Below are 25688 nucleotides of genomic sequence, written 5' to 3' on the forward strand. Positions count from 1 at the left end.
GTCTGATGTAAGGCTCACGTCTTTCAGAAGATCGTGAGGGAATATCCCTCTTCACCCTGGGCTGGACTGGCGTTCATGCTGGTCTGGTCTTCTTTTTGTGTTCCGCTTTCCGAGGATTGGCACCTTGCAGAAAACCCCGATGACCGCGTCCGGCCTGCAGCGACTTGAGGACGAACTCCGTCATCTCAAGTCTGAGGAACGTCCCGCCGTTATTCGTGCAATCGCTGAAGCACGTGAGCATGGTGATCTCTCGGAAAACGCGGAATACCATGCCGCCCGCGAGCGCCAGTCCTTTATTGAAGGGCGCGTGCTGGAGCTTGAAGAGATCGTCTCGACAGCCGAGGTGATCGATCCTTCCAAGCTGTCCGGCGATCAGGTCAAGTTCGGCGCCCGCGTCACCCTGATTGACGAGGAAACCGAGAAGGAAGTGCGCTACCAGATCGTCGGTGTGTATGAGGCCGACATCAAGCAGGGCCTTCTCTCCATCTCCTCCCCGCTGGCAAAGTCCCTCATCGGCAAATCGCTGGGCGATACGGTTTCCGTGCCTGCACCGGGCGGTGACCGGAGCTATGAAATCACCTCCGTCGTTTACGCCTGAAGAAAGCTGCCCGCGTGATCACGTTCGAAGACATCACGGCCGCCGCCCGGCGGATCGAAGGGCGCGTGCTGCGCACGCCGACCCTGCCGTCCCACTCGCTGTCCAAGTCGGTGGGCGCAGAGATCACGCTGAAGCTTGAAAATCTTCAGGCCGTCGGATCGTTCAAGGAACGTGGTGCTGCGAACAAGCTGGCGCTGCTGACACCGGAAGAACGCGCTCGCGGTGTGATCGCCGTCTCGGCAGGCAATCACGCACAGGGCGTGGCGCGTCACGCGAGCCTGCTGGGCATTGACGCAGTGATCGTCATGCCGCGCTTCACGCCTGCGTCCAAGGTGACACGGACCGAAGGCTGGGGCGCACGCGTTGTGCTTGAGGGCAACAACTTCGCTGAAGCCTCCCTGTTCGCCAAGGATCTGCAGGAGCGCGAAGGGCGGGTTTTTATCCATCCCTACGACGATGACGCCGTCATGGCCGGTCAGGGCACCTGTGCGCTGGAACTTCTGGAAGATGCAGGACCGCTGGATGCGCTTGTTGTGCCGATTGGCGGCGGCGGTCTCCTGTCTGGCATGGCCGTTGCGGCCAAGGCCATGCGTCCCGAGATCGAACTGATCGGCGTGCAGGTGGAAAGCTATTCCTCCCTGTCTGCTTTTCCCGGAGCCGAGGTGACACCCTGTGGTGGCGCGACCATCGCCGAGGGTATTGCGGTCATGAAGATTGGTCGCCGGACGCATGAAGTGATCCAGCAGCTTGTCTCGAAGGTTGTGGTCGTGTCCGAGCGTGACGTGGAAAACGCGATCACCCTCATGGCTGAGGGTGCCAAGCAGGTCACTGAAGGCGCTGGCGCGACAGGGCTGGCTGCCGTCATGAGCCACCCTGCCCTTTTCGCGGGCAAGCGTCTTGCGCTCCCTGTGAGCGGCGGCAATATCGACACACGTATTCTCGCCAACACGTTGCTGCGCGCCATGCTGCGTGACGGGCGTCTGCTGCGCCTGATCATGGAAATCCCGGATCGTCCCGGTGTGCTGGCAGATATTTCAAAAACGATCGGCGAGGCAGGCGGCAACATTATCGAAGTGTCGCATCAGCGTCTGTTCGCTGCGCCCTCGGTGCAGGCAGCAGAACTTGAGGTGATGATTGAGGCGCGAGATCCTCAGCATGCCGAGCAGATCACTGAGGCGCTGCGGGAGCATTACGTCGTGCGGCGGGTGTGATGCACCATCGCATCTGGAGGAAAGCTGAAAATGAAGTGTATAGAAATCTTCACTTCCTCCAATCTCGAAAAAGAATTTAAAAAACAATATCGATATGCGGTGTATGTTCTTCAGTCTCTTACCGATCCTGATGTTATTCGATACGGTTCTGCCGGAAGTCGACTGGGTCAGTCCGGCTCTTTAAAAAGTCGTCTTTCCAAACATCTCAATAAAAAATTCGCCCGCGTTCCAGACTCACAAAAAGCATCAGAGCGCTACGGTCCTTATAAAGTCTTATGGATCTGCGCGACTATAGACGCCTCTCCCAATTCACCGGGTTTATCTGCAGCCGCAGATCTGATGGAAAGAGTTATTCAGATATCGCTTACCAAATACAAACGGGGCTCACTCCCATGCAACAAAAGCGCGAGCTGTCTACTTGTTGGGGAAAGTAATCTTGAGTTGATACTAAAAGATCTAAATGATCTTTCCAGACAGTTAGATACTGTTGTCGATACAGTACAAATGCTGTTTTCGAATGATTTGTTAAAAACCTGATGCCAAATAAATATCGGAAGAAGCACTCACTTCTCCCGATATCCGAACCAGTCTTCAGAGAGACGTAATCTCTCCTCCATCGGCGCCATCGAAGTCGGTGCCCCACATCTGCTCCAGACCGTAAAGCGCACGCGCTTCCGCCTTGAACAGGTGGATTACGATATCGCCTGCGTCGATCAGCACCCAATCGGAACCGTTCGCGCCTTCAACAAGAATACGCTTCAGACCGACATCTTTAAGCTTACGCTCTATATGCTGGGCCATTGCGGCAATCTGGCGATCCGCCACACCCGTCGCGATGACCATACGGTCCGCGAAGGAAGCACGTCCGGTCAGATCAATGACGACAATGTCCTCGCCCTTATCATCGTCGATGCTTTCCGTGATGATACCGAGATACTTCTCGAGCTCATCAGCCGGAGCGTGAGGGCGCTTCTTGCCTTCTTTGACAGGTCCTGCTGCCGCAGCTTTCTTGCGCGGCGTACCCGGAGCCTTTGCCACAGCGGCAAGACTCGGATTGACCGCCTTGGGCGTTCTGGATTTTGCCGGCGTTTTTGACGCGCCAGCTTTTGCTGCGACCGGGCGACGATCCGTCGTTTCCGTATCGGTTGGGGGCTTTCTGGCTATGACCGTGTCTCCTGCCGGGTGGCTGCCCGATCTGTCCGGAATAAGGATTCTGTGTGTCCCGCACGTCGCAGGGCTGTTGCCGATATACCGTTTTGCGGGCCAGGAAGAAAAGCCCAGACTGGGGGCGTTTTATCGGGAAGCTGTCGAATTTTCCCAACCGGCAGGCGGCAGCGGCTCAGACGCCCGGCAATCTTGCCATGCAGGGCCGCTGCATTGCTCCCCGGACGCGGCATGACAGCCAATGGAACCTGCCTGAGAAACGCCTGCCAGCGGTGCCAGCGGGGCAGTTCCGCAAAAACATCCGTGCCCATCAGCCAGACAAAGCGGGCGCGGGGGAAACGACGTTTGAGCGCACGAATGGTGTCGAAGGCGTAACGCGTGCCGAGAGAAGCTTCAATATCGGTGGGGATAAGCCGACGGTCGGTTGCCAGCCGCTCGACCGATGCCAGACGTGCGGCAAGCGACGCCATACCCTTGCTGGGTTTGAGTGGATTGCCCGGCGAGACCATCAGCCAGACCTGATCGAGACGAAGCTGGCGCAGGGCCCTGAGAGCGATCTGGACGTGTCCCTCATGCGCCGGATTAAACGATCCACCGAGGAGACCGATCCGGGAGGCGCGACGGTCACCCCGGATCGGGATCGTATCGTGATGAGAAACCACGATACGTTTATGGACGCGTCTGGCCTGTGCCGAGGACTTCATAACGGAAGGTCGTAAGCTGCTCGAGTCCGACCGGACCCCGCGCATGGATACGGCCGGTGGCGATGCCGATTTCCGCACCGAATCCGAACTCGCCGCCATCACAGAACTGGGTGGACGCGTTCCACATCACGACAGCGCTGTCCGTTCCGTTCAGGAAGCGCGTGGCGACGGCTTCGTCTGACGTGATGATCGCCTCGGTATGGCCGCTGCCATAACGGGCGATGTGGGCAAGCGCAGCTTCCACGCCATCCACAATGGCGATCGACAGGACGGGAGCCAGCCACTCGGTCGCGAAGTCCTCATCAGCAGCGGGCTCAAGACCGGGAACGATGTGACGGGCGCGCTCGTCGGCACGGAAATCACAGCCGAGTTCCCGCAGATCACTGACAATCTCAGGCAACAGTTCAGGTGCAATGGCATTGTCAATCAGCAGGGTTTCGGTCGCGCCACAAATACCCGGACGACGCATCTTGGCATTGGCGAGAACACGACGCGCCATCTGCGGCTCGGCGGCGGCATGGATGTAGGTGTGACACAGGCCCTCGGCATGGGCGAGAACGGGAATACGCGCCTCGTTCTGCACGCGCTCGACGAGAGATTTGCCGCCACGGGGAATAATGAGGTCGATCAGGCCAGACGCGGCGAGCATGTCGGCGACGTGCTTGCGGTCAGCGCTGGGCGCGACCTGAACGGCGTCCACAGGCAGACCTGCGGCCTCGAGACCGGCAGCCATGGCTTTGTGAATGGCCTGCGCGGAATGGAAGCTTTCTGAACCGCCACGCAGGATGACAGCGTTTCCGGACTTGATGCACAGGCCCGCAGCATCCGCACCGACATTCGGGCGGCTTTCATAGATCACGCCAAGGACGCCAATAGGAGTGGCGACGCGACGGATTTTCAGCCCATTGGGACGGGTCCACTCGCTGAGGATACGTCCGACAGGATCGGACAGGTCGGCCATATCTTCCAGCCCTTTGGCCATCCCCTCGACGCGCTCGGCAGTCAGAGTGAGACGATCACGAAAAGCCTCGCTGCCGGTGTAGGCGGCAAGGTCTTTTGCGTTGGCCTCCAGAATGGCGTCTCTCTGCTCACGCAGGGCATTGGCAGCGGCCCAGAGGGCCTTGTCACGAATGGCGGTTGGAGACTGGGCCAGCGTCCGCGCTGCGATCCGTGCGGCCCGGGCCATGCCCGCGATCGCATTGGAGTCTGTCGCTTCCGCCTTCATGCTGGCGCTCATTTATGGTCCCCTACCCTCTTCTTCTATGATGTTGATGTATCAGACGTTGAAACGGAACAGCAGTACATCGCCGTCCTGCACAATATAGTCACGGCCTTCGATGCGCATCTTGCCCGCTTCTTTCGCGCCTGCCTCACCGTTGTACTTCACATAGTCGTCATAAGCGACTGTTTCACAGGCGATGAAGCCGCGCTCGAAGTCGTTATGAATAACAGCGGCTGCCTGAGGCGCCTTGGTGCCAGCTGTGATGGTCCAGGCGCGGGTCTCTTTCGGACCGACGGTGAAGTAGGTCTTCAGGCCAAGCAGCTTGTAACCCGCAGCGATGACGCGATCGAGACCACTGTCCGCAAGGCCAAGCCCCTCAAGAAATTCCTTCTGGTCTTCCTGCGGAAGCTGGCTGACCTCGGCCTCAATCGCGGCGGACACGATGACGCAGGCTGCGCCTTCCGCTTTCGCACGCTCTTCGACGGCTTTGGAGAATGCATTCCCGGTCGACGCGGAGCCTTCCTCGACATTGCAGACATAGAGCACGGGCTTGGTCGTCATGAGTTGGAGGCGCTCGGCGATCAGTTCCTTGCCTTCCGGGATAGCCGTGCGGGCTGGCTTGCCTTCACGTAGCGCCGCGATCAGAGGCTCCATCACTTCGATCTGTGCCTGCGCATCACGATCGTTCGATTTGGCCTTCTTCTGCAAAGGCACAATGCGCTTTTCGAGGGAGTCGAGATCGGCCAGCATCAGCTCGGTCTCAATGATCTCGGCGTCACGAACCGGATCAACGCCACCTTCGACATGGGTGATGTCGTCGTCTTCGAAGCAGCGCAGAACGTGAATAATGGCGTCTACTTCGCGAATATTGGCGAGGAACTGGTTACCCAGACCTTCACCGCGAGACGCACCACGCACGAGGCCAGCGATGTCCACGAATTCAAGGCTCGTGGGCAGAATCTTCTGTGACTTGCCGATACGCGCCAGTTCCGCGAGACGCGGATCAGGCACAGCAACACGACCGACATTCGGCTCAATGGTGCAGAACGGATAGTTCGCCGCCTGCGCCGAGGCCGTGGCCGTCAGGGCGTTGAACAGGGTTGATTTACCGACATTGGGCAGTCCGACGATGCCGCAGTTGAAGCCCATCAGTCTTTCACTCCTGTTTCTCCTGCCTTCGGGCCGGGAATTATTGGTTTGGGGCTGTTTGCCGTGAGAAGCGCAATGCGTGTCATGCAGTCTTCGCGCTGACCGGCAGCCAGCAATGGGGCAGTATCGGCCACGGCGTCGAGCAGATCTTCGAGCCAGGGCTGGTCGGCCTTGGCGAAGTCTCCGAGAACCCAACCGTGGACGCGTTCTTTCGAACCGGGATGACCGATACCGAGGCGCACGCGCCAGTAATCCTGTGTGCCAAGCTGTCTGTCGGTCGAGCGCAGGCCGTTATGACCGGCAGCGCCTCCTCCTTTCTTGATACGCACCTTGCCGGGCGCAAGATCAAGCTCGTCATGGAAGACGGTAATGGCATCAGGGGGAATTTTGTAGAACGTCGCGGCTTCGCGGATGCTGTCACCGGATGCGTTCATGTAGGTCATCGGCTTGAGGAGCAGCACTTTACTTGTGCCGATCCGTCCTTCCGCGATCTCGCCGCGGAAGCGCTTGCGCCACGGTGAAAAACCGTGACGCTTCGCGATAGAGTCGACCGCCATGAAGCCGATATTGTGGCGGTTATGGCTCATGGAAGTCTCGGGGTTACCGAGCCCCGCCCAGAGCTGGATCGCCGGTTGCATGGCGGTCTGTCCCGAGGCCGGAAGCTATGCTCCCGACCCGACGGGCCTCCTTACTTCTTTTCTTCTGCGGAAGATTCTGCCTCAGCGGAAGCTGCTTCTGCTTCGTCCTGCTCAACATCAACGGACGGAGCCGCAATCGTTGCAACGACGAAGTTCGGAATCTGCAGAACCGGCGTCACGCCTTCGGTGCCCTTCAGATCATCCCAACGCACGTTGTCGTTGATGTCCAGAGCGGAAACATCCACCGTGAAAAACTCGGGGATATTGCTCGGGTCAGCCGTCACTTCGATCGTGTGGCGAACAACATTGAGCACACCGCCGCGGGAAATGCCGGGGGAGTTATCTTCACCCTCGATCTTCACAACAATCTCGACATGGACCTTCTGGCCCGGAGCAAGACGCTGGAAATCAACGTGAATCGGGGCATCAGAGACCGGATGGAACTGGATGTCGCGCATCAGGGCGCGCTCGCTCAGATCGCCAGCCTTGATTTCATAGACATGCGAACGCCAGCCCGGCTTGTGCAGCTCACGCATGATGACACGCGGATCAAGCGCAATGAGGGAGGCTTCGGCTTTTGCACCGTACACGACAGCCGGGACCAGCCCTGCACGTCGGGTTGCGCGCGCTGCCCCCTTACCTGCTTTCGCGCGCGTGGATGCTTCGAGAGGAATCAGTTTCGTCGCCACTGTGTTAACTCCTGAGTATGCGAACGGACGCCGGCCTCCAGGGGTGCCGACGCGAGGCGCGCTCTTTAGCGGAAAAGCAGTAACGACGCAACAGGAATGCCGGGACGATCGATGCGCCCCGGCTCTTCTTCATCCCGCTCTGTCTCTCAATACCCCTGCTGAGGAGCGTAACCGGCAGGATAACCGCCATAGGTGCGGGGATATGCTCCCTGCTGGGGGGCAGCCTGATAACCGCCCTGCTGATAGCGCTGCTGCTGAGGGTATTGTTGTTGAGGATATTGCTGCTGGGGATAAGCGGCCTGAGGCTGCTGGTATCCCTGCGTATAACCGCCACCGGGACGATTGGGCGTGGTCAGTGCGCCGGCCCCCGCACCGAGCAGACCACCGGCAAGAGCACCAATGGCCGCGCCGCGACCGCCGCCGGCTAGCGCCCCGATAGCGGCGCCGGAGCCTCCTCCAATCAGCGCGCCATTTCCGGCTCTTTGTCCGGGGCTATAGGGGTCACCGCAAGCGGAGAGAAAAAGAGGCAGAGCCAACACCGCAATGCCGCACGCTTTCTGTCTATTCACCGTCATCGCCATCCATTCATTCTATAGGCCTGTGAGCTGCGGACGATAGAACCGCCAGGCCCATACCTTGTCATTGACGCACACCGCCTGCCCTGAAAATCAGCAGGGATCAACGCCTGTTACCAGCCTGCGGAGGATTGGGGGTTGTCGCAGCGCCGACTGCCGCCCCTGTTCCACCGCCTGCCAGCGCCCCAATGAGCGCGCCTCTTCCGCCACCGGCAAGAGCGCCGATCGCCGCACCACCGCCAGCGCCAATCAGGGCTCCGCTGCCGGCACGGGCACCGGAGTCATAGGGACTGCCGCACCCGGCCAGAAGGGATACGGACATCAATCCGGTAGCGGCCAGAAGGCGCATGCCTGTTCGACCGGGTCCCGTTTTTTTAATGGCACTCTCTGTCATGTCACTAGCCTCTGATCCTCATGGCTCACCACATTCACAGTCTCCCCAGAGACTCGTCAGGTGCAGGACAGGCAAAAACGACAAGGCGCTTCCGGAAGTTCCACAACGGCCTGACGGGAAGCAGGAAATCCGAAACATCGTTCAGATCCGGATTTTCTGCTTCACCACACTCTGAAAAAGATTTGTGGCCAAATCAGGAACGCTATGTCTCTCCCATAGTTTCTGCGTATCAGCCCTTGCGGTGTCATCACAGCCTCGCTAAGCGTCGCAACCGACCTGCATGCGCGACCGACACATGCTTCCCGCGTTCATCGCACCTGGAAAACTGGCGTCCCTCACGTCATGCGGGTTTTATTATGCCGCACGACCTCAGTGCGCGCATGACTGCTGGCCAGGAGTTTTGGATGTTCGCTCGCCTGCTGGGTCTCATGTCGGCCGACATGGCAATCGACCTCGGCACTGCCAATACGCTGGTGTATGTCAAAGGCCGCGGTATCGTTCTGAACGAACCGTCCGTTGTGGCCATTGCCGACTCACGTGGCAAAAAACAGGTTCTCGCCGTCGGTGAGGAAGCCAAGCAGATGGTCGGACGCACGCCCGGCAACATCATGGCGATCCGCCCGATGCGTGATGGCGTGATCGCTGACTTCGAAGTCGCGGAAGAGATGATCAAGCACTTCATCCGCCGCGTGCATAATCGCAGCATTTTCGCCAGCCCGCAGGTCATCGTGTGCGTCCCTTCCGGCTCCACGGCTGTCGAGCGCCGCGCCATTCAGGAAAGCGCAGAGAGTGCTGGAGCCCGTCGCGTGTTCCTGATTGAGGAGCCCATGGCAGCAGCCATCGGCGCAGGCCTTCCGGTGACGGAGCCGTCCGGCAGCATGATCGTCGATATTGGTGGCGGCACCACGGAAGTGGCCGTCATCTCTCTTGGTGGAATCGTCTATGCCCGCTCGGTGCGCGTGGGCGGCGACAAGATGGATGAAGCCATCATTTCCTACATCCGCCGGATGCATAATCTTCTGATCGGCGAGAGCTCTGCCGAGCGGATCAAGATGTCCATCGGTTCGGCCATGATGCCGGATGACCCGAACGATCCCGGTCCGCTCCAGAATGTCAAGGGGCGCGATCTCATCACCGGCGCACCGCGTGAAGTCATCGTCTCGCAGGCGCAGATTGCGGATAGTCTTGCCGAACCGATCACCCAGATCATCGAAGCGGTGAAGCTGACGCTGGAAAACACACCACCGGAACTGGCTGCCGATATCGTGGATAAGGGCATTGTTCTGACGGGTGGTGGCGCCCTGCTCTATCGCCTCGATGAAGTGCTGAGGCTGGCGACGGGACTACCGGTTACGGTCGGAGAGGATCCACTATCCTGTGTTGCACTGGGGACAGGCCGTGCGCTTGAGGAAATGAAGCGGCTGCGCAATGTCCTTACGACAATGTATTAACGAAAAATAACCATGCACTCTCTACAGCTTTTTGCCATTATATCAGCAGAGAGCTGAAGGCTTATGGTTCGAAGAGCGTAGATTGGGGATACAGCCCCCAAAACATGGGGGTTCCTTGGCGAGCAGCTGCGAGGAAAAATCAGGACGGATTTCCGGGAAAGCGCTGTCTGACAGGACAGCCGCCCCGGCTTTGCCTTTCTGCCAGTCAACGCTGCCGGAAAGACCCACGGCATGATCCCTGTCTCGATCCAGATTCGTCAGGCGCTGGACCGGCTCTGGCTGCCCGCCATGCTTCTGCTGTCCATCGCGATCATGCTCTTGGGATGGGCCAACCAGCGAGTCACGGTAGCGGCACGCATGGCGACGGCCGATGTCCTCTCGCCGCTCTGGTCGCTCGTGGCCCTACCCAGTCATGAAATTTCGGAAGCCGTTTCCGAACTGCACAGCATCGGGCACCTCGCACATGAAAACGCCCAGCTCCGCTCCGAGAACGAAAACCTGCGCGGGTGGTATGATGTCGCCGTTTCCCTGACGCAGGAAAACGCCACGCTCAAAGATAATCTCCACTGGATGCCCGATCCGCTGCCGTCCTTCGTGACGGGGCGTGTGGTCGGCGATGTCGGTGGGCTCTACTCTCATGCCGTGCTCATCAATGCCGGACCCGCCAATGGTGTCCGGGTCGGTGACGTAGCGCTGGCCGCTGACGGCTTTGCCGGACGCGTGACGGAAACAGGCGAGCATTCCGCCCGTATCCTTCTGATCAATGACGTCGCCAGCCGTATCCCTGTCCTGCTGGAATCTAGCCACGGTACGGCCATCATGGCGGGTGACAATTCATCGACTCCAAGACTGATCTTTTATGCTCAGGACAATCACCCGGTTGAGGGAGAGCGTGTCGTCACATCCGGACAGGCGGATCTTCTCCCGACGGGTATTCCGGTCGGCACGGTTCATTATATTCATGCCGGAACGCCTGTTATGGTTCCCTATGCCCGCCTGAATCATCTGAGCATTTTGCGGGTCTTCAATTTCGAAACCGGGACAATCGAGTCACCGGATGCGCCGGGGCGTGTGCCTGTGACCTCCAGCCGCAGTTTCCGCAGCGACGGCAAGAAGGACAATCTGCTCGACGGCATGACCCTTGGCGGCGTGGTCGAAAGCGCGACCGGTCATTCACCCGCGGGCTATCAGCCGCAACGTCAGGATACTCAGGGCAGCGAAAAACCGGATTCATTCCGCACGAACGAGGAGCATCCGCAGAACCAGAATGAGGATGACAACACGCAGGGTGATCATCAGCCGTTACAGAAATCCGGCTCCATCATGCCTCACTCGTCTTTCAGTTTCCCTCCGGCAGGATGCGGATGAGAGAGCACGTCATGTCTTCCGATCCTCACTCTCATCCGCAGTCTCACTGGCACCCTGATGTCCGGTCCGCGCCTGCTCTTGCGCAGCGTCTTGACCGGCTGGCCATGCGCCTGCTTCCCGGTGGCCTCACAGCCCTTGCCGCCGTTCTGCTGGCTGCCCCGACCGGCATCCCAGGTGCCATCGCGCTGATTCCGGGATTGGCGATGGCCTCGGTGTTTTTCTGGTCCGTCTGGCGACCGGCTTCGATGTCCGTGCCGGTGGTGTTCTGTCTGGGCCTTCTGCTTGACCTGATCGGTTTCGCGCCACTCGGGGTCACTGCCTTCGCATTTCTGCTGCTGCATGGAACAGCCGTTCACATGCGCTTTGGGCTCATGCGCCTGAATTTTGTCACGCTGTGGCTGGCTTTCACACTTCTGGAAAGCTGCGTATGCTGGTTGTCGTGGTTTCTGGTTTCTTCACTCTCATTCAGAATAATGCCGACAGCCCCGGTCATGTTCGAATGTATGCTCACTGCGGGTGTTTATCCTCCCTTCGCCGCCCTCGGAAACTGGGCGCATCGAAGATTTTCCAATCCGGAGCCGCAACTGTGATGGCATCTGAAATCACAACAGGCATGCCAGTCGGCCGACAGTCTGTCGCCGGAGCATCCGTCTGATGAAATTCCGTGGACGGAAAAAAAGGGAAAAGCTGAACAGGCTGTTACCTGTCCGTGACCAGAAAGATCCCGGCAAGGGTGTCTTCACCCGACGCGCTCTTCTGATCATGGCCGTGCAGACGGCGGCGCTTGGGGAACTAGGCCGTCGTCTTTACGACCTGCAGGTCAATAATGGTGACCATTTCGCCAAACTGGCCGACAAGAACCGGACCAGCAAACGCCTGCTGGCCCCGCCACGCGGACTGATTTCCGATCGTTTCGGCACCATCCTCGCCGCCAACAAAACCAACTGGCGCGCCCTGCTTCTTTCGGAAGAAACCACGGACGTCGAAGGCAGCATTGAGCGGTTTTCCCAGCTTGTGCCGCTCGACGAACATGATCGTTCCCGCATCGCCCGCGAGATCCGGCACAAACGCAAATTCATCCCTGTCGTCCTGAGGGAGTTTCTCTCTTGGGACGACATGGCCCGCATTGAAATCAACTCCCCCTCGCTGCCGGGTGTGTTGATCGATGTCGGCACCACGCGCTCGTACCCCTTTGGAGAGCTTCTGGCCCACACGATCGGCTACGTTGCTCCTCCCAATGAGCAGGATGTGGCCAAATCCGCGCTATTCGCCTTGCCAGGCATGCGTATCGGCCGGGCCGGCATTGAGCAGAGCCAGGACGCCATGCTGCGGGGACAGGCCGGTTCCGTGGAGATGGAGGTCAATTCCGTCGGACGCGTCATGAAGGAACTCGACCGTCAGGATGGCACGCCCGGCGATGAACTGGCGCTGACACTCGACATAGGATTGCAGCAGACCATCCAGAGCAGGATCGGCGACCTGGCCGCCTCTTCCGTCGTCATGGACTGCCGCAATGGCGAAGTGCTGGCGATGTGCAGCACACCATCCTTCGATCCCACCCTGTTCGACAGCGGCGTCAGTCGCGCCCAATGGATTGAATGGACCAACGATCAGCGCACACCGCTGATCGACAAGACCGTCTCGGGTGTCTATCCGCCGGGTTCAACCTTCAAGCCTGCCGTGGCGATGGCCGCCCTGAATGCAGGTGTGATTTCTCCTTCCGACCGGTTTTTCTGTCCCGGCCATTTCGATCTGGGTGGGGCGCGTTTCCATTGCTGGGCAAAGCATGGACACGGCTCGGTCGATCTGCACCTTGCGCTGAAATATTCATGTGACGTCTACTTCTATGAAGTCGCCATGAAAGTCGGCATGGACAGGCTGGCGGCTTCAGCTCACGAACTGGGGCTCGGCACGGAACTGGGCATTGAGCTTCCTCACCAGCGTCTGGGGCTTATTCCCACCCCCGAATGGCGTCAGAAACACAAACACCACTGGAACGGCGGCGATACGGTCGTCAGCGGTATCGGTCAGGGCTTTGTGCAGGTCACGCCTCTACAACTGGCGACCTATACGTCCCGCATCGCTACAGGTCGCAAGGTCGAACCGCATCTTGTCCGGGCGGTCAACGGGGATATCGGCGCTCAGGTCGACCCACAGCACTGGCCGGAACTGGGAATGGATGACCGCTATCTGCAAGCCGTCCGGGAGGGTATGTTCGCCGTCGTGAACGAGAGCCACGGCACAGCGCCCAAGGCGCGTCTGGCCATCCCGGGCGTCGAAATGGCTGGTAAAACCGGTTCTGCGCAGGTGCGGCGTGTCTCAAGAGCCCTCCGTGAGAGTGGTCACTTCAACTCCGCCACACTCCCGTGGGAATTTCGCCCGCATGCGCTGTTCATCTGCTTTGCGCCCTATGACTCTCCGCGCTATGCGGTTTCGGTCGTGATAGAGCACGGCAATGCTGGCGCAGAAGCGGCAGCGCCGCTCGCCCGGGACATCATGACCGATACCCTGTTGCGCGACCCAGTCAATCACAAGAGCGCGCCGGGGCAGACAGTTGCGGATGCAGAGTAGTCTGAGCGGTTTCTGAACTGGTCCCCATCTGATTTCGAGGAGGGCATCACCGTGGATTCACGGATGCCGATGAGGCGTTTTCGCAAACGGCTGTTACGCGCCGAACCGAATTTTCGCACGCTGTCAAAACTCTGGCAGGTCAGCTGGCTGTACATTCTTCTCATCTGCACGCTGGCGGGCGTCGGTTATATTGCGCTCTATTCAGCAGGAGGCGGCTCCGCCCGTCCCTTCGCCGGACCACAGGCCGCCCGTTTTGGCTTCGGCCTGATCTTGACGCTGACCGTCGCCATGCTGCCCCCCAAATTTCTCGTCCGGCTGGCATGGCCACTCTATCTCATCTCGCTGGCCCTGCTGGTCGTCGTTCTTCAGATGGGCCATGTCGGCAAGGGTGCGGAGCGCTGGGTCATGATCGGCGGCACGCAGGTTCAGCCGTCCGAATACGCCAAGGTCGCCCTCGTCCTGATGCTGGCGACATGGTTCTCCCGCATTCCCTACAGCAAGATGGGTAACCCGCTGCGTCTGATCATCCCGGCTCTCATGGTGCTGGTCCCGGTGGGTCTGGTTCTCAAGGAACCCAACCTCGGCACGGCGGTGATTATCGGTGGCATTGGAGCATCCCTGTTCTTTGCCGCCGGGATGCGTCTCTGGCAGATCGTCCTTCTCCTGCTGCCGGTGCCCTTCCTTCTGAAAATCGCCTACTCCCATCTACATGATTATCAGAGGGCGCGTATCACCACCTTCCTTCACCCGGAAAGCGACCCTCTCGGGGCTGGCTACAACATCATCCAGTCAAAGATCGCTCTCGGATCGGGGGGCATGTGGGGTCAGGGCTATCTGCATGGCACACAGGGGCAGCTGAACTTTCTTCCCGAAAAGCAGACGGACTTCATCTTCACGACCATTGCCGAAGAGTGGGGTTATGCAGGCGGAGCGTTGGTCATTGGCCTGCTACTTCTCCTCATTCTCGGCGGCATGGTGATGGCCATCCGCAGCCGCAACCGCTTCGGACGATTGCTGGCTCTGGGCATTTCAGTGAATTTCTTCCTGTATTGTCTGGTCAATCTTTCCATGGTGATGGGCGCCATCCCTGTCGGCGGCGTGCCCCTGCCGCTGGTGTCTTATGGCGGTTCCGCCCTGATCAACGTGATGCTTGGTTTCGGACTGCTCATGTCCGTCTGGGTTCACCGCAATTCCCGCTTTGGCGAAGAGGGCGATGAGGAAGCGTAACTTCCAGTCCGGATTTTGATGCAGAGTTACAGTCTGTGAAAATCTGTTTTTCTTTATGATAAAACCGCTTTGCCGTCTGGGACGTTGATTAGCAAACTCTCTGTTGGTTCCGGTTTATTTTCAAAGAGTGAGTGAACAAACAGGACAGCTGAAAAACCCGGTCTGCAATAAAAACGGATATGACTGGCCTCACTTCACCTTGAATCAACGCCATGTTAGCGCCATCGTTTCCGTGTCAGATTGACCTTCAACACAACTCAGGAAACGAGTTCTTCATGCGAATAAAACCGATCGCATTCATCATGGCGTCCGTTCTGAGCATCGCGCCTGTCTGCGCGATGGCACAGCCCATGCCCGGAAGAGGTCATCAGGGCGGTGAGTTCCGCGGCGACGGACGAGGCGACCCATACCACGGCGGCCCCGGAGGACGTGACTCTCGTGGTGGCGATGGAAGATACGGTCGCCGTGGAGCTCCACCGCCCATGAACAACTGGCGTCCTGGCGCCCGCTACTGGGGCGGTGACCCGTGGATCGACAACTGGCGGTCCTATCGCGGCCTTTACGCGCCTCCTTACGGATATCGCTGGATCCAGTCGGGCAATCAGTTCCTTCTGACCGCCATCGCCACCGGCATCATCTCGGCCGTGGTTGTCAATGGTGTGGTCAGCGGAATGGGACCGGGTGGCATGGCTCCGGGCGCTATGGCTCCGGGCGCTATGATGGGCGGCCCCGGATACTGAGCCTCTGATAATAAAAACGCCCTCTGCCAGACTGACAGAGGGCGTTTTGATTCAAACCAATACTGACACTCTTACCCGGCGGAAGAGGCGGCCTCTTCTTCAGCATCCTGCCCCTTGAGAAAGGCCTTCAACTTCTCGTCAGCCTTGCCAATATGTACTTCCAGCCGGACATACAGATTACCGGCCTCGTGCTTTCCGTGCTCCTTCACGCCCCGTCCCTTCAGACGCAGGACAGTCCCTGTGTCAGAATCAGCCGGGACATTCATGCGCACCGCCCCGGATGGCGTCGGAACCGTGATAGGCCCACCGAGAATGGCTGTCTTCAGATCGACCGGCAGGGTCTGCCGGAGGTCACGCCCTTCTCGTGTATATTGATCATCCGGTGTCACCGTGACAGTGATGAGAGCGTCCCCGGCAGGACCGCCCTGAATTCCCTCGCCGCCTTTTCCACGCAGCCTGAGAACCTGCCCACTCTCGATACCCGGCGGAATCCGGACATCCAGCGTGGAGCCTCCCGGCAACGAAACACGTGAGGTCGTTCCCAGCACGGAATCGATAAAGGACACCGTCAGATTATAGGATCTGTCCTGTCCCGGCTGCGGACCGGAGGGACGACGGTTGAAACCGCCACCACCACCGCGACCACCACCAAACATGCCGCCGAACAGATCACTCAGATCCTCGGTCGAGAAACCACCGGCTCCCCCGCCCTGACGGAAGCCGCCCATGCCTTCCCCGAAGTCACGGTAGCCGCCATGCGCCCCGTAACCCGGAGGCGCACGTTCCTGTCCGGTCGCATCGATCTCACCGCGGTCATAGCGCGCCCGCTGGGCTTCATCTGACAACAGGTCATTCGCCTGACTGGCAGCCTTGAATTTCTCCTCGGCTTCCTTGTCGCCCGGATTGAAGTCCGGGTGATATTTCTTGGCCAGCTTGCGATAGGCCTTGCGAATCTCGTCCTGACTCGCGGTTCGCGCGACACCCAGTACCTGATATGGATCGCCTGCGCTCACTCATCTTCTCCTTCAGGCGTGGTCACACCAAAACTCTCCGTATCCAGCAGATCAAGCAGAACGGCGATCGTTACATCCGTCGAAAAGCCATTCTTCGCGGCTTCAGCTACCAGCGCGTTAAGACGCGGCTTGAGAAACTGTGCCTCGGGGCCTTCAGTCGCCATTATCCTGCTCCACCAGATCCGGAACGGTCGTAACCCCGCACCATAATATCGCAGACCCGGTTCCGGACCGCCTTGTGACGCACCCGCACGGATCTCTGTTATGGCGCAGTCCCGTCGCGTCTCCCCATGGACAACGCGCCGACAGACTGCACCCTCTCTTTATAAAATAATGGGAACGCAAACCGGCCGGGTCAATGGGAAGCGACACAAGTCTTTCACATCGCTCACCTCTCACCTGTTTTTTTCATTTGCCGCCCCCTCCCCCGTCAGCAATACCTCTCCCCGAAAGAGGCGGCTTCCCCCTCTAAACGAGAGTTCTGATGGACGTCGCCCTTACCGTTCTGGCCCTGCTTGTCATGACTGCCCTGTCAGGGCTGCTGGGCCGACTGCTCCCCGTCCGTATTCCCCTGCCGCTTTTGCAGATTGCAGCGGGAAGCGCCGTCAGTTTCCTCGGGTTCTCCGTGCCGCTCTCCTCGGAGCTGTTTCTGCTTCTGCTGATGCCGCCGCTGCTGTTCATCGACGCCTATCGCATCCCCATGCGGGAATTCGGCGAGTTACGAACCATCATCTTCTCGCTCGCTGTCGGACTGGTGATTTTCAGCACCGTTGCAGGTGGATACGCCGTTCACTGGATCATGCCCGCGATCCTGCCTGCCGCCGGTATGGCGCTGGCGGCGGCGCTCTCACCAACGGACGCCGTGTCCGTCAACAGCTTCCTCGCCACGGCGAAGGCCCCGGCGCGTCTGACGCAGGTTCTCAACGGCGAGGCCCTGCTGAACGACGCTTCCGGCCTTGTCTGCTTCAAGTTCGCGGTCGCCGCCGCCACGACCGGCCTGTTCTCCCTGAAGGCGGCCTCCAGCAACTTTGTCTATGTCTCGTTTGGCGGCGTACTGATCGGCGCGGGGCTGGGCTGGCTGTTCGCCCGGATTGAACTGATGGCGCTCAGACGCGGTTACGACGATTCATCGAACCACATCCTGATCTCGCTGCTTATCCCCTACATCATCTATCTGATTGCCGACTCTGTTGAGTGTTCTGGTATCCTCGCTTCCGTCGCAGCGGGTATCTCCATCCGTCTGACCGGCGTGATGTCGGAAACGCAGATTGAAACGCGACTGCGGGCGGCGACCCTGTGGGATCAGCTCTGTTCGACCCTGAACGGGCTGGTGTTCATTATGCTTGGACAGCAGCTTCCCGGACAGGTCGAGCAGGCTGCGCATATCGTGCGCTCCGCCGGACTGACGCCGTGGATGCTGCCTCTGGCCATTGTCGGCATCCAGTGCGCCATGAGTCTGCTGCGCGCGATCTGGATGGTCGCAAACGGGCTTGTCTTTTATGGCGTCGGGAAATTGATCCACCGTCCGCAGGCCCTGCCGTCTTGGCGCAACGTGCTGGTCATGACGCTGGCGGGCGCACGCGGGGCCGTGACACTGGCCGCCATTATTTCCCTGCCGTCGGAAAGCGATATGCCGGAGCGGACCGTGATGGTCGTGCTGGCGACCGGCGTCATCATCACATCGCTACTGCTGACCACGTTCGGCCTGCCCCGCGCCCTGAAACTGCTGCCGCGTAACGATGGCGAAACCCCGGCGCAGCGCGAGCTTCTGGAAACCCGCATCACTCTGATCCGCTCCAGCATCGCCGAGCTTCAGGCGGAACAGGCTCGCCTGCCGCCGGACGCCAACCGCACCAACGACACAGTCAGCCTGCTGATGACCGAGTTCAACGAACGCCTGCGCCGTCTGGACCCGACACTCGATGATGGGGAAGGCAAACGCAGCGGCAGTGTGCAGAGAAAGCGCGACGAACTGATGCTGCGGCTACGCATCGTGCGCCTGCAACGGCGCGTGCTGCATTCCCTGCTGACGGACCGCAATATCAACGACCTGACAGAACGTGCGATCGGGCGTCAACTGGATGTGCGGGAGCAGGAGTTTCTGATGGAATTGAACGACCTGCCGCAGTTGCCAGAGCCGCCACCTGCTGAGACTTTGGTTACGGCGGTGCCGGTGGAGAAAAATGGAGGGGGAATAACCAGTCTCACCTCTACAAAAAACGATGCGGAAAGGTGAGAATACGGGAGAAAACCGAAGTCATTACAGGCATAAAAACCACGAGACACAGTTTTCTTTTACCATACCAATAATGACCTGCCTTCTTGCAGCCGCGACCACCTTCACTCCAAGATTTGAGGTGATTTCCAAGCTTTTTTCCTTTAGCTCAATGTTTCAAAATGCCGAAGAATCCAGGAAATTTCATATACCAGTCCGAGACTGACGAAAGCCATGTGAAAGCGGCGGTTGGTGGAAGCAATGGCTATGCCACAAAGGACAATATAGACCGGCACCCGAAACCAGTATTCAGCCGAAAACATAGCATAGTGAGCCGCCCCCTTGAGGAGCGTATCGATCAGATCGAATATGACACTCAGAGCGAAAAACGAAAAAAACCATTTTCGTCTTGAAATAAAGAAATCCTCATATCCCGTGTAATCACTAATGGAATCAGGGAACAGGAATGCACTCAGAAAAAACAGGATAATCGCGTAAATAATTAGAAACAGATAAATCTCGAATGTCCAGGAGTGCAGTGTGACCAGCCAGAACTCCCACCACCAGAAATGCATGAGCATGAGCAGCAGGGTCAGCACCCAGCCGATATGAACCGGGTAGATCCGCGTCTGTCCGGGATGCTGAATGATGCGCACCAGACCATTGAGCAGACGGGTCATGCTCAGACCCACGACCATCCCCATGATGATGCGAACATGCTGAAAAATTTCTGGAGACGGCAAAGGAGCATTGGTCAATAATGCAGTCCTTCTGAACAGGCATTGACGTCACCACGAACACGCATCTGGGCAAGCAATGCTACGGCAATCCTAGCCTGACTGTCGATTATAAACAGACCATATTTTGCAGATACGCCTGCACAACTCCCCGATGACGTAAATCGGTTTATCAGGCTGCTTGCTTCTTCTATCTGACTGAAAAACCAATCATCATGACCATGGGCGAAGATGTAATCGAATGGCCTACCAGCCCCGACTGCCGCGTTCCGATTACATTAATTCAAAAAGAAAAGCCGGGAACAAACATGCTGCTCCCGGCTCCCAAACTCTCACCCCTCTACAAAAACACTCCCGCGCTTCATTCCGTCTCCGCCGCATCCTTCTTCACGACAGGCTTCGGCTTGGGCAGGTTCAGCGCGATGGACAGTTCCTTCAGACGCGCAGGCTCGACGGTGGACGGTGCGCCCATCATCAGATCCTCGCCCTGCTGGTTCAGCGGGAACAGGATGACCTCGCGGATGTTCGGCTCGTCGGCCAGCAGCATGACCATGCGGTCCACGCCAGGAGCAGCGCCACCATGCGGCGGTGCGCCGAAGCGGAAGGCGTTCAGCATGCCGCCGAACTGCTCCTCGACCACGCTTTCCGGATAACCCGCGATCTCGAAGGCGCGGATCATCAGGTCTGGCAGGTGGTTACGGATCGCGCCGGAGGTCAGCTCAATGCCATTGCAGACGATGTCATACTGATAGGCTTTGACGTCGAGCGGGTCCTGCGTGTTGAGCGCCTCAAGGCCACCCTGCGGCATGGAGAACGGGTTGTGGGAGAAGTCGATCTGCCCCGTTTCCTCGTTCTTCTCATACATCGGGAAATCGACGATCCAGCAGAAGCGGAACTCGCCTTCCTCGATCAGCTCCAGCTCGGTCGCAATCTTGGTGCGGACCAGACCGGAGAACTTCGCCACCTCGTCGCCCTTGCCAGCGGCAAAGAACACGGCGTCACCGGCTTTCAGGCCGAGCTTGTCCTGAATGGCCTTCACGCGGTCGGCTTCAAGGTTCTTGGCGATCGGTCCCTTGCCGCCTTCCTCGTCGAACTGGATGTAGCCGAGGCCACCAGCACCGTTCTCACGCGCCCATGCGTTGAGCTTGTCGAAGAAGCCGCGCGGCTTCGGACCAGCGCCCGGAGCCGGAATGGCGCGGATTTCGCCACCACCCGCCGCAATCTTGGCGAACAGACCGAAGGATGAGCCAGCGAACAGCTCGGTGACGTTGGCGATCTTCAGCGGGTTACGCAGATCCGGCTTGTCGGAACCGTAAACAGCCATCGCCTCGGCATACGGGATGCGCGGGAACGGTGCGGGCGTCACAGCGCGGCCATTGCCGAACTCGCGGAACACGCCTTCCATGACCGGCTCAAGTGTTGCGAACACTTCTTCCTGCGTTGCGAAGGCCATCTCGAAATCGAGCTGATAGAACTCGCCGGGGCTACGGTCAGCACGGGCGGCTTCGTCACGGAAGCAGGGTGCGATCTGGAAATAGCGGTCGAAACCCGCGACCATAGCGAGCTGCTTGAACTGCTGCGGAGCCTGCGGGAGCGCGTAGAACTTGCCCGGATGCAGACGGGACGGCACGAGGAAGTCGCGTGCGCCTTCCGGGGAGGAGGCCGTCAGGATCGGCGTCTGGAACTCGGTAAAGCCCTGCTCGACCATACGGCGACGCAGGCTGGCGATCACCTGCGAGCGCAGCAGGATGTTGCGGTGAATCTTCTCGCGGCGCAGATCGAGATAGCGGTATTTCAGGCGCAGCTCTTCGCCATAATGCTCGTTGCCGGCGACCTGGAACGGCAGGACGGCGGCGGCCGACTGCACAGTGAATTCTTTTGCACGCAGTTCGATATCGCCGGTTGGCAGGTTCGGGTTGCGCGTGGTTTCCTCACGCAGCACGACCTCACCCGTCACGGTGATGACGCTCTCGACGCGGGTTTCCTCAGCCACCGGCATGACCGGAGATTCGGCGGGAATGACAATCTGCGTCAGACCGTCCTGATCGCGCAGATCGATGAACAGCAGGCCGCCGTGATCTCGCTTGCTGTGGACCCAGCCGGACAGGCGCACGGTTTTTCCGGCGTCTTCGGCGCGGAGGGCGGCGCAGCTATGGGTGCGATACGGATGCATGTGGTCAATTCCTGCCCGGCTGGAACGCGGCGCGGACAGCGGGGAGCCGTCCGGCCACAATGTGAAAATTCAGGGGCGGAGGAAGCCGGTCACAGGCGCTCATGTCAAGTCCGGAGAGGTTTCACAGGCGTGAACAGCGCTGTATTTCTCTCCTACGCCGGAAACCCTGCCGCGTTCCTGTATCGGTAGTCGAAGACACGAACAGCGGATACAAGTGCGTGAATTCCGTCTTCACTGATCAGGCTGGCCGCATGTCCGACACCCTCTCCGCCCCGATGACCGGCGTGGAAACCGTTCTTTCCGCTCTTCGCGAAACCATGGGGAGCCAGATCAGCACCGTGGCTTCCGTGCGCGAGGAACACAGCCACGGCGAGGCGCTGGATGCGTCCTGTCTGCCCGCCGCTGTAGTGTTTGTGGAAAGCACGGACGATGTCTCCCGCGTGCTGTCCCTGTGCCACGAACACCGCGTGCCGGTTGTAGCATTCGGTGCGGGAACGTCGATTGAAGGCCATGTCACGCCGCCCGCAGAAGGCGTCAGCCTCGATCTCTCCCGCATGACGAAGATCGTGCAGTTCAATCCGGAAGATCTCGACTGCCGTGTGCAAGCCGGTCTGACGCGGCAGGAACTCAACGCCCACATCCGCGATTCCGGTTTATTTTTTCCGGTCGATCCGGGCGGTGAAGCCACGCTTGGCGGCATGTGCGCCACCCGCGCCTCCGGCACGGCGGCGGTGAAATACGGCACGATGAAGGAAAACGTGCTCGGCATGACCGTGGTGCTCGCCACTGGCGAGGTGATCCGCACAGGTGGCCGCGTCCGCAAATCTTCGACGGGTTATGATCTGACCTCGCTGTTTATTGGCTCAGAAGGCACGCTCGGCATCATCACCGAGATCCAGTTGCGTCTCTACGGACTGCCGGAAAGCATCGCTGCCGCGATCTGCCAGTTCAACACGGTGGACGAGGCGATCAACACCGCCGTCGAGATGATCCAGTACGGCCTCCCCGTCGCCCGCGTGGAGTTTCTGGATGAAGTACAGATGGCGGCCAGCATCGCCTTCTCTCACCTTGATGAACTGAAACCTCTGCCGACGTTGTTATTCGAGTTCTCCGGCGGCCCCGCGTCCGTACGTGAGCAGGTGGAAGCCACGGAGAGCATCGCCCGCGACAATGGCGGTCTCGGCTTTGCCTGGGCTGACACACCCGAGGAACGCACCCGTCTGTGGAAGGCCCGTCACGACGCCTTCTGGGCGGCGCGCGCCATCGACCACTCGGCGCTTGTCATCTCGACCGACTGCATCGTGCCGATCTCCTGCCTTGGCGAACTGATCGACGGCGCACGCGAGGACATCGCTGCTTCCGGCCTGCGCGCCGCCATGCTGGGGCATGTGGGTGACGGCAATTTCCACACCCTGATTCTCACCGAGAATTCTCCAAAGGGACGCGCACGACTGCTTGAACTGGACCGCAACATTGTCGGCCGTGCGCTGGCGCTGGGCGGTTCATGCAGCGGCGAGCATGGCGTCGGGATTGGCAAGCTGGAATTTCTTGAGGCGGAACATGGCGCGGGAGCACTCAGCGTGATGCGCGCCCTGAAGCAGACGATGGACCCGCGCGGCATTCTCAATCCCGGCAAACTTCTTCCGCCGGGGGAAGCCTATAAAGGATGACAGCTTCAGCCGTTCTGGAGGACGTCTTCCGCTGGCGGCGGGATGTCCGGCATTTTCGTCCTGAGCCAGTCGCCGATGCTACACTCGATGAACTGCTACAAGTCGCGAGCATGGCGCCATCGGTTGGTCTCAGCGAGCCGTGGCGCTTCATGCGGGTGGACAGTCCTGCGCGCCGCGCAGCGGTTCGGGGTCTCTTTGCCCGCAGCCAAGCCGAAGCCCTAGCAGAACGTGAGGGCGAGGACGCCGCCGCTTATGCCCGTCTGAAACTAGCCGGGCTGGACGACGCGCCCCATCATATTGCGGTGTTTTCGGTGGAAGATCCGGAACAGGGGCGCGGCCTCGGTCGCCGCACCATGCCGGAGACAACGGTATGGTCCACGGTCATGGCGATCCACACCTTTTGGTTGGCCGCCGCCGCCCGGGGAATTGGGGTGGGCTGGGTTTCCATTCTTGAACCTGACGCTGTGCGACAGGCGCTGGAAAGTCCGGCATCGTGGCGCTTTATCGCTTATCTGTGCGTCGGATACCCGCGTGAACGTCACGACACACCGGAACTGGAGCGGCTCGGTTGGGAGCGGCGCCAGTCCTTTTGTCGGGAGTGGATCAGGCGTTAGCCCCGTCCGTCTGACGACGCTTTTTAAACTTGTCACCGAACCGGTTCACGATTTCCCTGAACATCTCAGGCCGGAACACCGCCAGCAGCGCCGGGTAGACGATACAGGTCACTATGCCGATGATCATGCATTCCACGAAATCGTTGCCGTGGAAGAGACTAGTCTGCGCAAGAGCTATGCCGGCTCCGATGGCGATGCAGGAAAAAATCATGGGCATGAAATAGAATTCGGCCACGGTCAGAGCCGACACACCTGATCCAATCAAAATCAGATAGGAAGTGATGGGCGGCCACAGGAAATAATAGGCCGCCACAGCAAGAGCGACGCCCATGACGCCTCCCCAATATCCCCCAAGACCAACCATGATGTAAAACAGGGGAAACGCAATAAGCCGATACTGACAGGACCGTGCAAACTCCCGCCTTGCGCTCTGGAGAGCACCCGTAATCCAGCTTATCGCGTCAAATGGCAGACCAATGCTCAGGATGATGACATAGGGTACCGCAGGCATCCAGCGATCGCCAAACAGCAGATGCAACCCCGGTTTTGCCAGCCCCGCCTGCAAAAAGCAGAACGGCATGACAAGATAGCCCAGAAGACGGCATGCACGGAGGACGGCGTCAGTCTGGCGGGCTGGCTCATTCCGGAACTGCACAAGAGCCGGGAACACGACGTTACTGACATTACCAGCCAACATGCGGACAGGCTGGGCGGCAAACCGAAAAGCAAAGAAGTAATAACCGACCATCGCCTTCGATGCGATGAGTCCAAGGACAATGTAGTCACCCTGATTGATGAATTCTATACAGGTCCGATTCAACAGAATGAGCGTGCTGTTACCCACCAGATAACGGGCCTGTATGGCCTTGTATCGCCCTTTTATCGAAGGTGCGGCCCGCTTCCAGAGCCAGGCTGTCCGCACTAGGGCAACGATGGGATAAGGGATGGCAAAGGCGTATGCCCCCGTTCCCAGCGCGGCAAGAATAATGGTCAGAACCTGTAGTGCCACAATCTCGAATGTGTTGCAGGCGGCCAGAAATCGGAAATCCATTTCTGCCCGGACCTTTACGGCCGACACCGTGCTTAGTGCACGAAGAGGCGTAGCAACAGCAATCGCCATGATGAGGCCGACAAGAGCTGGGGAATGGTACCAGTGTGCGGCGAATGGCGCTGCAATGAACATACCCAGCATGCCGGCCACACTAACGCCTGCTGACATCCAGAACGCCAAGGGTTCCCACAACGTCATGGTTTTCTGACGCTGAAGCAGAACCTCGTCGATCCCGAAGCTGATAAGGGAATTGGCAATGGCAGTAACTGTCAGCGCAAGACCGATTGTACCGAAATCTTCCGGTAGAAGTAATCGCGCCAGGAAAAGCTGCGAGATAAATCCAATGCCCCGGGCGGCCAGACTCTGAACTGCAAGCCACAGAAAACCGCTGGTCGCAGCTTTCCCTACTCCGGATGAACCGGCTGTTTTTGTGGTCATAGCGGCAAAGAACTGTTCATGTGACCCAATTCAGCTTCCGACACACTTATTGCCCACACCGGGAATATCGTGCTTC

Annotated in this window: 25 protein-coding genes; 12 read left to right on the plus strand and 13 right to left on the minus strand. The window is 59.2% G+C overall.

The features are described from left to right. Positions 1–124 precede the first annotated feature (124 nt). Genes greA through EMQ_RS04595 form a run of 3 tightly spaced genes read left to right on the plus strand, consistent with a single transcriptional unit; the run spans position 125 to position 2346 of the window. A complete protein-coding gene (gene greA / locus EMQ_RS04585) occupies positions 125–598 on the plus strand; it encodes a transcription elongation factor GreA (protein WP_010666570.1) in 474 nt (157 codons plus the stop codon). A gap of 14 nt (positions 599–612) precedes the next feature. Further along, the gene (locus tag EMQ_RS04590) at positions 613–1809 is read left to right on the plus strand and encodes a threonine ammonia-lyase (RefSeq protein WP_010666571.1); all 1197 of its coding nucleotides are present in this window, start codon (positions 613–615) and stop codon (positions 1807–1809) included. A 30-nt stretch (positions 1810–1839) separates the two neighbouring features. After that, a complete protein-coding gene (locus EMQ_RS04595) occupies positions 1840–2346 on the plus strand; it encodes a hypothetical protein (protein ID WP_132011998.1) in 507 nt (168 codons plus the stop codon). Between the two features lie 54 nt (positions 2347–2400). Here the strand turns inward: EMQ_RS04595 and rsfS are convergent, their stop codons facing one another. The 8 genes from rsfS to EMQ_RS04635 all read right to left on the minus strand — a co-directional run bounded on the left by rsfS (position 2401) and on the right by EMQ_RS04635 (position 8299). Then, the gene (gene rsfS, locus EMQ_RS04600; protein ID WP_010666572.1) at positions 2401–2847 is read right to left on the minus strand and encodes a ribosome silencing factor; all 447 of its coding nucleotides are present in this window, start codon (positions 2845–2847) and stop codon (positions 2401–2403) included. Between the two features lie 122 nt (positions 2848–2969). Then, positions 2970–3677, minus strand: a complete 708-nt coding sequence (locus EMQ_RS04605; protein WP_010666573.1) for a nicotinate-nucleotide adenylyltransferase — start codon at positions 3675–3677, stop codon at positions 2970–2972. Next, a complete protein-coding gene (locus EMQ_RS04610; RefSeq protein ID WP_010666574.1) occupies positions 3643–4914 on the minus strand; it encodes a glutamate-5-semialdehyde dehydrogenase in 1272 nt (423 codons plus the stop codon). The genes EMQ_RS04605 and EMQ_RS04610 overlap by 35 nt, the downstream gene beginning before the upstream one ends. A 39-nt stretch (positions 4915–4953) precedes the next feature. Continuing rightward, entirely contained in the window at positions 4954–6048 is a 1095-nt protein-coding gene (ychF, locus tag EMQ_RS04615; RefSeq protein WP_010666575.1) for a redox-regulated ATPase YchF, read from the minus strand. Next, complete coding sequence (gene pth, locus EMQ_RS04620) at positions 6048–6674, minus strand: aminoacyl-tRNA hydrolase (protein WP_048874220.1); 627 nt, start codon at positions 6672–6674, stop codon at positions 6048–6050. Before pth ends, ychF begins: the two co-directional genes overlap by 1 nt. 62 nt (positions 6675–6736) lie before the next feature. Continuing rightward, positions 6737–7375 carry a 50S ribosomal protein L25/general stress protein Ctc gene (locus tag EMQ_RS04625; protein ID WP_010668493.1) on the minus strand — a complete coding sequence of 213 codons (639 nt, stop codon included), beginning with the start codon at positions 7373–7375 and terminating at the stop codon, positions 6737–6739. Positions 7376–7521: 146 nt separating this feature from the next. After that, positions 7522–7950, minus strand: coding sequence for a YMGG-like glycine zipper-containing protein (locus EMQ_RS04630; RefSeq protein WP_231367996.1), 429 nt, complete (start codon positions 7948–7950; stop codon positions 7522–7524). Between the two features lie 103 nt (positions 7951–8053). After that, positions 8054–8299, minus strand: coding sequence for a hypothetical protein (locus EMQ_RS04635; RefSeq protein ID WP_187326319.1), 246 nt, complete (start codon positions 8297–8299; stop codon positions 8054–8056). A 449-nt stretch (positions 8300–8748) separates the two neighbouring features. Here EMQ_RS04635 and EMQ_RS04640 point away from each other — a divergent pair, with 449 nt between their 5' ends. From EMQ_RS04640 to EMQ_RS04665, 6 genes are all read left to right on the plus strand, one after another. Then, positions 8749–9795, plus strand: coding sequence for a rod shape-determining protein (locus EMQ_RS04640; RefSeq protein WP_010668496.1), 1047 nt, complete (start codon positions 8749–8751; stop codon positions 9793–9795). A gap of 231 nt (positions 9796–10026) precedes the next feature. Then, complete coding sequence (mreC, locus tag EMQ_RS04645) at positions 10027–11163, plus strand: rod shape-determining protein MreC (RefSeq protein WP_010668498.1); 1137 nt, start codon at positions 10027–10029, stop codon at positions 11161–11163. An 11-nt stretch (positions 11164–11174) separates the two neighbouring features. Next, a complete protein-coding gene (gene mreD / locus EMQ_RS04650) occupies positions 11175–11753 on the plus strand; it encodes a rod shape-determining protein MreD (protein WP_010668499.1) in 579 nt (192 codons plus the stop codon). 64 nt (positions 11754–11817) lie between these two features. Then, the gene (mrdA, locus tag EMQ_RS04655) at positions 11818–13734 is read left to right on the plus strand and encodes a penicillin-binding protein 2 (protein WP_010668500.1); all 1917 of its coding nucleotides are present in this window, start codon (positions 11818–11820) and stop codon (positions 13732–13734) included. Positions 13735–13797: 63 nt separating this feature from the next. Then, positions 13798–14961, plus strand: a complete 1164-nt coding sequence (gene rodA / locus EMQ_RS04660) for a rod shape-determining protein RodA (RefSeq protein WP_010668501.1) — start codon at positions 13798–13800, stop codon at positions 14959–14961. 275 nt (positions 14962–15236) lie between these two features. After that, a complete protein-coding gene (locus EMQ_RS04665; protein ID WP_010668502.1) occupies positions 15237–15701 on the plus strand; it encodes an RcnB family protein in 465 nt (154 codons plus the stop codon). Between the two features lie 71 nt (positions 15702–15772). On the opposite strand, the gene EMQ_RS04670 is transcribed toward EMQ_RS04665, so the two are convergent. Beyond that, positions 15773–16714: a DnaJ C-terminal domain-containing protein gene (locus EMQ_RS04670; RefSeq protein WP_018308386.1), complete on the minus strand. Its 942-nt coding sequence runs from the start codon at positions 16712–16714 to the stop codon at positions 15773–15775. Next, complete coding sequence (locus tag EMQ_RS04675) at positions 16711–16878, minus strand: hypothetical protein (RefSeq protein ID WP_010668762.1); 168 nt, start codon at positions 16876–16878, stop codon at positions 16711–16713. The genes EMQ_RS04670 and EMQ_RS04675 overlap by 4 nt, the downstream gene beginning before the upstream one ends. 320 nt (positions 16879–17198) lie before the next feature. On the opposite strand from EMQ_RS04675, the gene EMQ_RS04680 reads away from it, so the two are divergent. Continuing rightward, a complete protein-coding gene (locus EMQ_RS04680) occupies positions 17199–18950 on the plus strand; it encodes a Na+/H+ antiporter (protein ID WP_018308385.1) in 1752 nt (583 codons plus the stop codon). A 143-nt stretch (positions 18951–19093) separates the two neighbouring features. Here the strand turns inward: EMQ_RS04680 and EMQ_RS04685 are convergent, their stop codons facing one another. Then, a complete protein-coding gene (locus tag EMQ_RS04685) occupies positions 19094–19687 on the minus strand; it encodes a membrane protein (protein ID WP_018308384.1) in 594 nt (197 codons plus the stop codon). A gap of 340 nt (positions 19688–20027) precedes the next feature. After that, positions 20028–21839 (minus strand): aspartate--tRNA ligase, encoded by a 1812-nt coding sequence (gene aspS, locus EMQ_RS04690; RefSeq protein WP_010668140.1) that lies wholly within the window; start codon positions 21837–21839, stop codon positions 20028–20030. A 251-nt stretch (positions 21840–22090) separates the two neighbouring features. On the opposite strand from aspS, the gene EMQ_RS04695 reads away from it, so the two are divergent. Further along, complete coding sequence (locus EMQ_RS04695) at positions 22091–23509, plus strand: FAD-binding oxidoreductase (protein WP_026200202.1); 1419 nt, start codon at positions 22091–22093, stop codon at positions 23507–23509. Next, positions 23506–24123, plus strand: coding sequence for a 5,6-dimethylbenzimidazole synthase (gene bluB / locus EMQ_RS04700; RefSeq protein WP_018308383.1), 618 nt, complete (start codon positions 23506–23508; stop codon positions 24121–24123). The genes EMQ_RS04695 and bluB overlap by 4 nt, the downstream gene beginning before the upstream one ends. On the opposite strand, the gene EMQ_RS04705 is transcribed toward bluB, so the two are convergent. Then, a complete protein-coding gene (locus EMQ_RS04705) occupies positions 24113–25612 on the minus strand; it encodes a lipopolysaccharide biosynthesis protein (protein ID WP_010665976.1) in 1500 nt (499 codons plus the stop codon). The genes bluB and EMQ_RS04705 overlap by 11 nt on opposite strands. Positions 25613–25688 lie beyond the last annotated feature (76 nt).

Origin of the sequence: Acetobacter aceti NBRC 14818 (assembly GCF_000193495.2) — a bacterium.
In the GTDB taxonomy this organism is placed as follows: domain Bacteria; phylum Pseudomonadota; class Alphaproteobacteria; order Acetobacterales; family Acetobacteraceae; genus Acetobacter; species Acetobacter aceti.

What these genes read in the sequence shown, in the direction of transcription:
- EMQ_RS04595 (WP_132011998.1), top strand. Translation starts at nt 1,840, where the DNA reads ATGAAGTGTATAGAAATCTTCACTTCCTCCAATCTCGAAAAAGAATTT.
- EMQ_RS04605 (WP_010666573.1), bottom strand. Translation starts at nt 3,677, where the DNA reads ATGAAGTCCTCGGCACAGGCCAGACGCGTCCATAAACGTATCGTGGTT.
- EMQ_RS04610 (WP_010666574.1), bottom strand. Translation starts at nt 4,914, where the DNA reads ATGAGCGCCAGCATGAAGGCGGAAGCGACAGACTCCAATGCGATCGCG.
- ychF (WP_010666575.1), bottom strand. Translation starts at nt 6,048, where the DNA reads ATGGGCTTCAACTGCGGCATCGTCGGACTGCCCAATGTCGGTAAATCA.
- EMQ_RS04630 (WP_231367996.1), bottom strand. Translation starts at nt 7,950, where the DNA reads ATGACGGTGAATAGACAGAAAGCGTGCGGCATTGCGGTGTTGGCTCTG.
- EMQ_RS04635 (WP_187326319.1), bottom strand. Translation starts at nt 8,299, where the DNA reads ATGCGCCTTCTGGCCGCTACCGGATTGATGTCCGTATCCCTTCTGGCC.
- EMQ_RS04640 (WP_010668496.1), top strand. Translation starts at nt 8,749, where the DNA reads ATGTTCGCTCGCCTGCTGGGTCTCATGTCGGCCGACATGGCAATCGAC.
- mreC (WP_010668498.1), top strand. Translation starts at nt 10,027, where the DNA reads ATGATCCCTGTCTCGATCCAGATTCGTCAGGCGCTGGACCGGCTCTGG.
- mreD (WP_010668499.1), top strand. Translation starts at nt 11,175, where the DNA reads ATGTCTTCCGATCCTCACTCTCATCCGCAGTCTCACTGGCACCCTGAT.
- mrdA (WP_010668500.1), top strand. Translation starts at nt 11,818, where the DNA reads ATGAAATTCCGTGGACGGAAAAAAAGGGAAAAGCTGAACAGGCTGTTA.
- rodA (WP_010668501.1), top strand. Translation starts at nt 13,798, where the DNA reads ATGCCGATGAGGCGTTTTCGCAAACGGCTGTTACGCGCCGAACCGAAT.
- EMQ_RS04665 (WP_010668502.1), top strand. Translation starts at nt 15,237, where the DNA reads ATGCGAATAAAACCGATCGCATTCATCATGGCGTCCGTTCTGAGCATC.
- EMQ_RS04675 (WP_010668762.1), bottom strand. Translation starts at nt 16,878, where the DNA reads ATGGCGACTGAAGGCCCCGAGGCACAGTTTCTCAAGCCGCGTCTTAAC.
- EMQ_RS04680 (WP_018308385.1), top strand. Translation starts at nt 17,199, where the DNA reads ATGGACGTCGCCCTTACCGTTCTGGCCCTGCTTGTCATGACTGCCCTG.
- aspS (WP_010668140.1), bottom strand. Translation starts at nt 21,839, where the DNA reads ATGCATCCGTATCGCACCCATAGCTGCGCCGCCCTCCGCGCCGAAGAC.
- EMQ_RS04695 (WP_026200202.1), top strand. Translation starts at nt 22,091, where the DNA reads ATGTCCGACACCCTCTCCGCCCCGATGACCGGCGTGGAAACCGTTCTT.
- bluB (WP_018308383.1), top strand. Translation starts at nt 23,506, where the DNA reads ATGACAGCTTCAGCCGTTCTGGAGGACGTCTTCCGCTGGCGGCGGGAT.
- EMQ_RS04705 (WP_010665976.1), bottom strand. Translation starts at nt 25,612, where the DNA reads ATGACCACAAAAACAGCCGGTTCATCCGGAGTAGGGAAAGCTGCGACC.